This is a genomic window from Phaeodactylibacter xiamenensis, from assembly GCF_000759025.1.
In the GTDB taxonomy this organism is placed as follows: domain Bacteria; phylum Bacteroidota; class Bacteroidia; order Chitinophagales; family Saprospiraceae; genus Phaeodactylibacter; species Phaeodactylibacter xiamenensis.
Genome location: NZ_JPOS01000009.1, coordinates 1 through 9,715 on the forward strand (window position 1 = coordinate 1; position 9,715 = coordinate 9,715).

Below are 9,715 nucleotides of genomic sequence, written 5' to 3' on the forward strand. Positions count from 1 at the left end.
GTTGTCGTCACGATCTCAGTGTATACCGTTACGTTAGAGCAGTTGTCGCTCACGCTTGGCATTGGCACTTCGAAAGATGCACCGCAAGAGAATGGGCTTGTAGAGTAAGCGATTGGCGTGCCTGCTGGGCAAGACACCTCTGGCGCTGTGTAGTCGCCTACTTTGATCAGCTGGTTCACCAGCAGGCTGCTGCCTGGGTCGCACCAGTCAAAGATGGTCCACTCACGGCGGAACTTGAAGCGGCCTTCGCACTCGTCTACTGTTGGCAGGTCTTCGTAAGAAGCGCCGATGTTGCAGTAATTCGGAGCAATGTCAAAGATGCCGAATGCGGTGAAGATGAACGGATAGCCCGTCAGCTCTGGGCTTGGGTTGCCGTTCGCCAGCGCTGGGTAGTCCTCGTCGCACTCTACCACTGCTGTGAAGCTTGGGAAGTTCACGTCGTCAAGCGTTGGCTTGCGGATCGTGATCTGCTGCTGGCACTCGTCTGTCAGCCCCTGGTCGTCAATAGCAGTGAACGTGCGCGTGATCACTACGTCGCCACAGTCACCTGAAGAAGTGAAGCTGTCCGTCGCTGTGATGTCTACGTTGTCGTCGCAGTTGTCCGTCGCACTTGGCGCGCCTACCCACTGGTAAGTGCCGCTGATGAATGCGGTCTCCTGTGCTACAGAACCTGCGTCGCCGCCGTAGATCTGGCCGAAGTCGTCACAGAACAGCGGGATAGACAGCTGCTCAGTAGTCGATGGCAGTGCAGAGAACGTCGTGTCATACTGGATCGTCCAGTCTGGCAGCATCGTTTCTGTAAAGTTCCATGCGCCTGCAAGGCCGTTGCCGTCGCTAAAGATCGTGTGCTCGTAGGAGCCCGTCACGTCGTCAGCCCAGCTGGATACCAGTACATAGTAAGTCTCGTACGCACGCAGTGGCAGCGTTACGCGAACCTGTGGGTCGAACAAGCCGCCGATTGGGCCTGCGTTGCCAAGGATGTTGTCGTCCGCTGCGTAAAGGATATTCTCACATGGGCTGTCCGCATCAAAGCTGCCCTGGTACAGTGCAGTGAAGCCGTCGCCCCAGGAAGTGTTCAGGTAGATCGTGTAGATATCATCTGCGCTCACCTGGAACTCGATGATGTCGTAGTAGTGGCCGCCTGCCAGTGGGCCCGCACCGTCAAGGAAGCAAGAGTAGTCCGCAAGCTCAAGCTGTGCGTCAGTCGTCTCCAGGGCGCCCTGGATCTTCTGTACAGACTCAGAGATTGTCGCTACGTCTGTGTCGTCCGGGCACTCGATAACTGGTGCGGTCTTGTCTTCGCCCGTAACAAAGCCCCAGCATGGCTCGAAGCCTGATACAACCGGGCCTGCGGGTGCGAAGCCAAAGTTGCTGATCTCTGCAGTACTAGGCACGGCTGGCCCAAACGGGTTGAAGCCGTCATCCTCTACTGCGAATACCAGTACCCAGCCTGCTTCTACATCTTCGCTGAAAGAGCCGGAAGCTGGATTCGTTACATCAGCAATAACATTACCATTCAGATCAATCATGAAGAAGTCAAAGAATGGGTCTGCACCGTTGTAGTCGTAATCAAAGGAAAGCGTACCTTCTCCGGGCATAGCGATAGAAGCCTGAGCGACTCCACCAGCCAGTGTTTCCAGTGTCAGTGTGTTGGAAGAGAAAGTTACATCAGCAAAGCCTGCGCCAAAGAAACCGGAGTTGTCAATGATCACGTCCCAGTTGCCCTGTGCAAAGTCGCTGGTAAAGCCGTCGATTGGCTGAGCCTGGTCAGCAAGTGCAATCTCATAAATGAACTGGCCGTGGCCGTCCAGGATATTGCCGTTCGCAGGGTTGTCGTCGTTTACGATGGTAACCGTAAAGTCAGACTCCTCGAAGCAGCCAAAGTTGCCTTCGAGTACCATATCCGCAGTGATTACGCGTGAGCAGTTGTCGTCAAGCGTAACGTTAATATCGTCGTTGCAAGCCAGGTTCTCCTGTGGTGCAGGCGCCTGAGTTACGTTGATAGAGAAGGACTCCGTGCGGCTGTTGCCAGCTGCATCAGTCGCTGTAATTGTAATTGTGTGCACGCCAGGGCCGCCCATGAATACATAGCCGCCTGGAGTTGTTGTCACAGTACCTGTACCTGAAGAAACAGTTACAGTTGGGTCAAGGTCGCCATCGCAGTTGTCGATCGCTGTAACCTGGAAAATCTGGGAAGCAACAGCGGCTTCAACACATGGGTCCAGTGCGATGTTGATGTTCTGTGATGGGTACACAATGATTGGGGCAGAATTGTCTTCGTCCGCATTCACCGTGACCGTAGCCGTAGCCTCGGTGGTATTGCCGCCGCCATCCGTATACGTGCCCACGATGGTGTACATGCCCGGGCTCAGGCTCAGGCTCCACGCGAAGTAGCCGTTCGCAGGGTCCGACAGCCCTGCGTCGAATGGGGGCGCTGGCGCTCCGTTCACCGTGAAGCTCGCGCTGCTGAAGTCTTCGTCGCAGTCGTCTTCCAGCTGTACCGCAAAGCTTACCGCTGCCTCGCCTTCGCAGTTCGGCACCTGGTAGGCCAGGTTGCCGGGCATTGTCATTACCGCAGGCGTATCCGGGTCTTGCACCACTTCTACAGCATGGTCTATTGTTACCCCTTCGTAGCTGGTAACGATCAGGTAGCTGCCGGCGCTCAGGCTGCCCGTGGCTTCGAAGTACGCATAGCCCTCGTCCACCTGGATGTAGGTGAGCTCCAGCGGCGCGCCGCTGATGCTGATCAGCCCGTCTAGCACATCGCCCGGCTGAAGCTCACAGTCGTAGATATGGCCCGAGAAGACGATAAAGCCGTCCTCCGCGCAGTCTTCGATCACGAACTGCCCGTTGCCGGACACGTCAACGATCGGGGCAGGGCTCTGCGCCTGCGTGAGGGTGATGTCAAAGCTGTACTGGCTCGTATTGCCATAGCCGTCTGTAGCCTCGTAGGCCACCGTATACATGCCCGGTGCAAGGGCGCTGCCGCTTTCGGGGCCGCTGACCTGCTCCAGTATTACATCCAGGCCGCAGTCGTCTATTGCTGATACCTGCCAGTTCACAGGGGCGCTGTCTTCGCAGCCCGGGATCTGCACCTGCATGTCGCCAGGGCCGTAGATTTCAGGGGCGCGGTTGTCCACTACCGTGATCTCGTAAGACAGCTCCGTGCTATTGCCCGCCTCGTCTGTGGCGGCCAGCACCACTGTGTTCGTGCCTATGCCTGCATGGATGCTCACCGCATAGCCGGAGCTCGTCTGCACGGCTGTTGCCCACGGGCTCACGCCTGCCACATCGCTCTCTATGCTTACGCTCAGCCCGATGGAACCCACAGCGCTGCAGTTGTCCGTAGCGACCGCCAGCCACTCCAGCTGTACGCCGCACTCCCCTTCTGGGGGCGTATAAGTGAACGACGCGCCAGAGCCCAGCCCTACGCCGCCCTGCGCTGAAACCTCCAGCGACGGGCCTTCCATGTCCTGATTGGACAGCGACACAAAATCTTCCACCTCCAGCGGGAAGCACCCTACGCCGTAGCCGCAGCTCAGCGTGTCCAGAAGCTCTACCCGCAGGCTGTAGCTGCCTTCGCCAAGACCGCTCACGCTGAAGCTGTTCGCAAGCGTCGTGTCCGCTGCAACCAATATATCGCTGCCAGCCTGCTCCAGGTACAACGCGTAGCGGCCCGCACAGCCTGATTCCTCCAGCTCAAACGATACGCTGCCGTCTGTGCCGCCGGGGCACGCAGGGCCCACCGCGCTTATGACCGATGCCATTGGCACAGGGTTGCAGTCTGCGTACAGTGGCCCGGTGATGGACACCACATTGCTCGTACTGATGTTCTCCGTGATCGCAAGGCGGTACTCCTCGCCGTTCTGCAGCGTGCCGTGGGCGATCGTCACGCTCGTTTCTGTCATGTTCACGTAGTCCAGCACCGGGTTGCCCGCGCTGTCTTCTATATCTACCGTGTACGTCACGCCCGCCTCCCCGCTGACCGGCGACCACTCCAAAGTGATCGAGCCGTCGCAGTTGCAGCTGTACGTGTACGGCACTTCGTAGCCGCCGTCCACTGTGTAGTCCTTCTCCCCTACGCCCAGCGTCACGCACTCCGTAGAACCGCTCGCCGTAATATCGGAGTCCAGCTCCGCTGCGCCGGCCTGATAGCCCGCATACGACCACAGGTTCGGCAGGCTGCCGGCCCATTCGGCACGCCCTTCGTAGTCCAGCACGTAGCCGCCCGCCGGGAGCCCGGTGAACAAAAAGCGCCCTTCGATGTCCGACACCACTGTGTCCACGCCGTTGCCTGCGCAGTCCAGCAGCCGCACTTCCGTGTAGCCTAGGCCCGGCTCGCCGGGGCTCTGCAGCCCGTCACGGTCGAAGTCCTTCCATGCACGGTCGCCGATCTCGGCGCAGGCCAGCGGCAGGTTGTTGTTCAGCACCACGTCGCCCGGTGAAAGCACAAACTCCATGTAGAAAGGGTTCCCACCGCAGGATGCGTCTTCCATGAAGCCGCTCATCGCTTCCTCTGAGCTGCCTACAATCGTGATGCCAGGCTCAGGGTCCAGCTGGCCGCTGTCCGTGCAGTCCGTGCTGATACCATAGCCGCTTGGTGTTGTTAGTGTCATCGTGTAGACCCCGCTTGCGTCCACAAACCACTGATAGAAGCCCGTAGAGCCGTCCGCGACCATTGTCACATTGCCCGGGCCCGTTACCTCAATGGTTCCACCGCTGATGATCTCGCCCGTATTCTCACAGTAGATGAAGCCCTGTGGGTCCAGTATCTCGCCGCCAATGTCCGGGTCGTTCACGTCCGGGATAAAGTCCCCGTCCGCATCAAGGAAGACACCGGCGTTCAGGTCATAGACGTTCTCCGCACCGGTCTCCAAAGTAAAGCAACGCTCCCCTTCCAGGGAGTAGTCGGAGTCCAGGCTGTCGATAGCGTTGAACTCTACATTGGGGATGGTCAGCACGTAGTCTTCCGCATTGTCCAGCCCTTCAAAGCTGACCTCCATGCAGTAGTCGCCCGCCAGCACCAGTTCGAAGAGGTAGTAGCCGTCAGCATCGGCTGTCTGCACCTCATCAACAGGATTTCCGTTGAGGTCCGTGCCGAACAGGCGCACCTGTACGCCAGGCAGCACTTCTTCTGATGAGGGCATGGAGCTTATGCCCGGAAGGCCAGGCTGCTGCTGCAGGAACAAGCCGTTGCGGTCGTTGTCCAGCCACACAAAGCCGCCGATGTCCGAACCACAGAAATCACTGAATAGCTCATCGCTGCCCCAGGCTTCTGTCGCAGCAAAGCCTTCCATTTCTCCTTCAAGTACGGCTAACGGTATCCCGTCTTCATTCACTTCTCCGGGGATACGGCCTCCACTCAGGTCGGCAGGGGTAAGGCCATCGCTGGCCTCTACTGCATCGAAGCAGCCGTCGCCGTCTGAATCAAGGTCCAGATAGTTAGGAGTGCCATCACCGTCAATATCGAAGGCAACAGTATCCGATGATTCGTCCGCATCCGGGATCCCGTCGTTGTCGCTGTCCAGGTCGAAGAAGTCAGGGATGAGGTCGCCATCTGTGTCCACCAGCTCGTCGCCTTCCAGCTCGTTGTCCAGCCCATCGCCATCGCAGTCAGCAGCATTCCATTCCTCGCCTTTTGGCAGCGTGACAGAAGCAAACTCATACTCGCAAAGCTCCAGCGGGCTTGTACCGTCGGCAACTTCCTGCCCGTCAGGAACACCATCGCCGTCTGTATCCTCATTGTAGGGGTCCGTGCCCAGGCCGAGCTCTTCTCCGTTGGACAGCCCATCGCCGTCGCAGTCGCCAGCGGCCCAGATCGCATTGTCCGCATCGTAGCCCGTATAGCCTTCCCATTTAACCGGGTCGCAGGGGTCCAGCGGGTCCGTCTGCCCTTCGTCTTCCAGCGCATCGTCTGTGCCGTCTCCGTCCGTATCCTCGTTGTAGGGGTCGGTGCCCAAATCGAGCTCCTCCCCGTTCGGGATCAGGTCCCCGTCACAGTCGCCCGCTGCCCAGATCGCATTGTCTGCATCGTAGCCTGTGTAGCCTGCGTCTTGTGCAGGGTCGCAGGGGTCTAGCGGGTCGGTATTGTCTCCGTCCTCGGAGCCGTCTTCGATGCCGTCCCCATCGGTATCCACATGATAGGGGTCCGTGCCTATTTCGTGCTCCAGGCTGTTGATCAGCCCATCGCCATCACAATCATCATCGCCCCAGATATCATTATCCGCATCGTAGCCCGTATACCCAGGGTCTTGCGCAGGGTCACAGGGGTCCAGCGGATCGGTATTGTCTCCGTCTTCCGAACCGTCTTCGATGCCGTCTCCATCCGTATCCGCATTATAAGGGTCCGTGCCCAGGCCGAGCTCTTCTCCGTTGGACAGCCCATCGCCGTCGCAGTCGCCAGCGGCCCAGATCGCGTTGTCCGCATCGTAGCCCGTATAGCCTGCTGATTTAACAGGGTCGCAAGGGTCCAGCGGGTCCGTCTGCCCTTCGTCTTCCAGCGCATCGTCTGTGCCGTCTCCGTCCGTATCCTCGTTGTAGGGGTCCGTGCCCAAATCGAGCTCCTCCCCGTTCGGGATCAGGTCGTCGTCACAGTCGCCCGCAGCCCAGATCGCATTGTCTGCATCGTAGCCTGTGTAGCCTGCGTCTTGTGCAGGGTCGCAGGGGTCTAGCGGGTCGGTATTGTCTCCGTCCTCGGAGCCGTCTTCGATGCCGTCCCCGTCGGTATCCACATGATAGGGGTCCGTGCCTATTTCGTGCTCCAGGCTGTTGATCAGCCCATCGCCATCACAATCATCATCGCCCCAGATATCATTGTCCGCATCGTAGCCCGTATAACCAGGGTCTTGCGCAGGGTCGCAGGGGTCCAGCGGATCGGTATTGTCTCCGTCTTCGGAACCGTCTTCGATGCCGTCTCCATCTGTATCCGCATTATAAGGGTCGGTGCCCAGGCCGAGCTCTTCTCCGTTGGACAGCCCATCGTCATCGCAGTCGCCCGCTGCCCAGATTGCGTTGTCCGCATCGTAGCCCGTATAGCCTTCCCATTTAACCGGGTCGCAGGGGTCCAGCGGGTCCGTCTGCCCTTCGTCTTCCAGCGCATCGTCTGTGCCGTCTCCGTCCGTATCCTCGTTGTAGGGGTCCGTGCCCAAATCGAGCTCCTCCCCGTTCGGGATCAGGTCGTCGTCACAGTCGCCCGCAGCCCAGATCGCATTGTCTGCATCGTAGCCTGTGTAGCCTGCGTCTTGTGCAGGGTCGCAGGGGTCCAGCGGGTCGGTATTGTCTCCGTCCTCGGAGCCGTCTTCGATGCCGTCTCCGTCTGTATCCACATGATAGGGGTCCGTGCCTATTTCGTGCTCCAGGCTGTTGATCAGCCCATCGCCATCACAATCATCATCGCCCCAGATATCATTGTCCGCATCGTAGCCCGTATAACCAGGGTCTTGCGCAGGGTCGCAGGGGTTCAGCGGGTCGGTATTGTCTCCGTCTTCGGAACCGTCTTCGATGCCGTCTCCATCTGTATCCGCATTATAAGGGTCGGTGCCCAGGCCGAGCTCTTCTCCGTTGGACAGCCCATCGTCATCGCAGTCGCCCGCTGCCCAGATTGCGTTGTCCGCATCGTAGCCCGTATAGCCTTCCCATTTAACCGGGTCGCAGGGGTCCAGCGGGTCCGTCTGCCCTTCGTCTTCCAGCGCATCGTCTGTGCCGTCTCCGTCCGTATCCTCGTTATAGGGGTCGGTGCCCAAGTCGAGCTCTTCCCCGTTCGGGATCAGGTCCTCGTCACAGTCCCCAGCAGCCCAAATCGCATTGTCTGCATCGTAGCCTATGTAGCCAGCGTCTTGCGCAGGGTCGCAGGGGTCCAGCGGGTCGGTATTGTCTCCGTCCTCGGAGCCGTCTTCGATGCCGTCTCCGTCTGTATCCACATTATAGGGGTCCGTGCCCATTTCGTTCTCCAGGCCGTTGGACAGCCCATCGTCGTCACAGTCGCCCGCAGCCCAGATCGCATTGTCCGCATCGTAGCCCGTATAGCCTGCTGATTTAACAGGGTCGCAAGGGTCCAGCGGGTCTGTCTGCCCTTCGTCTTCCAGCGCATCGGCTGTGCCGTCACCGTCCGTATCCTCGTTATAGGGGTCGGTGCCCAGGCCGAGCTCTTCCCCGTTCGGGATCAGGTCCTCGTCACAGTCCCCAGCAGCCCAAATCGCATTGTCTGCATCGTAGCCTGTGTAGCCAGCGTCTTGCGCAGGGTCGCAGGGGTCCAGCGGGTCGGTATTGTCTCCGTCCTCGGAGCCGTCTTCGATGCCGTCTCCGTCTGTATCCACATGATAGGGGTCCGTGCCTATTTCGTGCTCCAGGCTGTTGATCAGCCCATCGCCATCACAATCATCATCGCCCCAGATATCATTATCCGCATCGTAGCCCGTATAACCAGGGTCTTGCGCAGGGTCGCAGGGGTCCAGCGGATCGGTATTGTCTCCGTCTTCGGAACCGTCTTCGATGCCGTCTCCATCTGTATCCGCATTATAAGGGTCGGTGCCCAGGCCGAGCTCTTCTCCGTTGGACAGCCCATCGTCATCGCAGTCGCCCGCTGCCCAGATTGCGTTGTCCGCATCGTAGCCCGTATAGCCTTCCCATTTAACCGGGTCGCAGGGGTCCAGCGGGTCCGTCTGCCCTTCGTCTTCCAGCGCATCGTCTGTGCCGTCTCCGTCCGTATCTTCGTTGTAGGGGTCTGTGCCCAAGTCGAGCTCTTCCCCGTTCGGGATCAGGTCGTCGTCACAGTCGCCAGCTGCCCAGATCGCATTGTCTGCATCGTAGCCCGTGTAGCCTGCGTCTTGTGCAGGGTCGCAGGGGTCTAGCGGGTCGGTATTGTCTCCGTCCTCGGAGCCGTCTTCGATGCCGTCTCCGTCGGTATCCACATTATAGGGGTCCGTGCCCATTTCGTTCTCCAGGCCGTTGGACAGCCCATCGTCGTCACAGTCGCCCGCAGCCCAGATCGCATTGTCCGCATCGTAGCCCGTATAGCCTGCTGATTTAACAGGGTCGCAAGGGTCCAGCGGGTCTGTCTGCCCTTCGTCTTCCAGCGCATCGTCTGTGCCGTCTCCGTCCGTATCCTCGTTATAGGGGTCGGTGCCCAGGCCGAGCTCTTCCCCGTTCGGGATCAGGTCCTCGTCACAGTCCCCAGCAGCCCAAATCGCATTGTCTGCATCGTAGCCTGTGTAGCCAGCGTCTTGCGCAGGGTCGCAGGGGTCCAGCGGATCGGTATTGTCTCCGTCTTCGGAACCGTCTTCGATGCCGTCTCCATCTGTATCCGCATTATAAGGGTCGGTGCCCAGGCCGAGCTCTTCTCCGTTGGACAGCCCATCGTCATCGCAGTCGCCCGCGGCCCAGATCGCGTTGTCCGCATCGTAGCCCGTATAGCCTTCCCATTTAACCGGGTCGCAGGGGTCCAGCGGGTCCGTCTGCCCTTCGTCTTCCAGCGCATCGTCTGTGCCGTCTCCGTCCGTATCCTCGTTATAGGGGTCGGTGCCCAAATCGAGCTCCTCCCCGTTCGGGATCAGGTCGTCGTCACAGTCGCCCGCTGCCCAAATCGCATTGTCCGCATCATAGCCCGTATACCCAGGGTCTTGGGCAGGGTCGCAGGGGTCCAGCGGGTCGGTATTGTCTCCGTCCTCGGAGCCGTCTTCGATGCCGTCTCCGTCGGTATCCACATTATAGGGGTCCG

1 protein-coding gene is annotated in these 9,715 nt (G+C 59.5%); it reads right to left on the minus strand.

Features of this window, described 5'->3' with window-relative positions; all coding sequences use genetic code 11:
- On the minus strand, positions 1-9,715 hold a 9,715-nt coding region (locus IX84_RS02545), incomplete at both ends, for an SdrD B-like domain-containing protein (protein WP_044216318.1).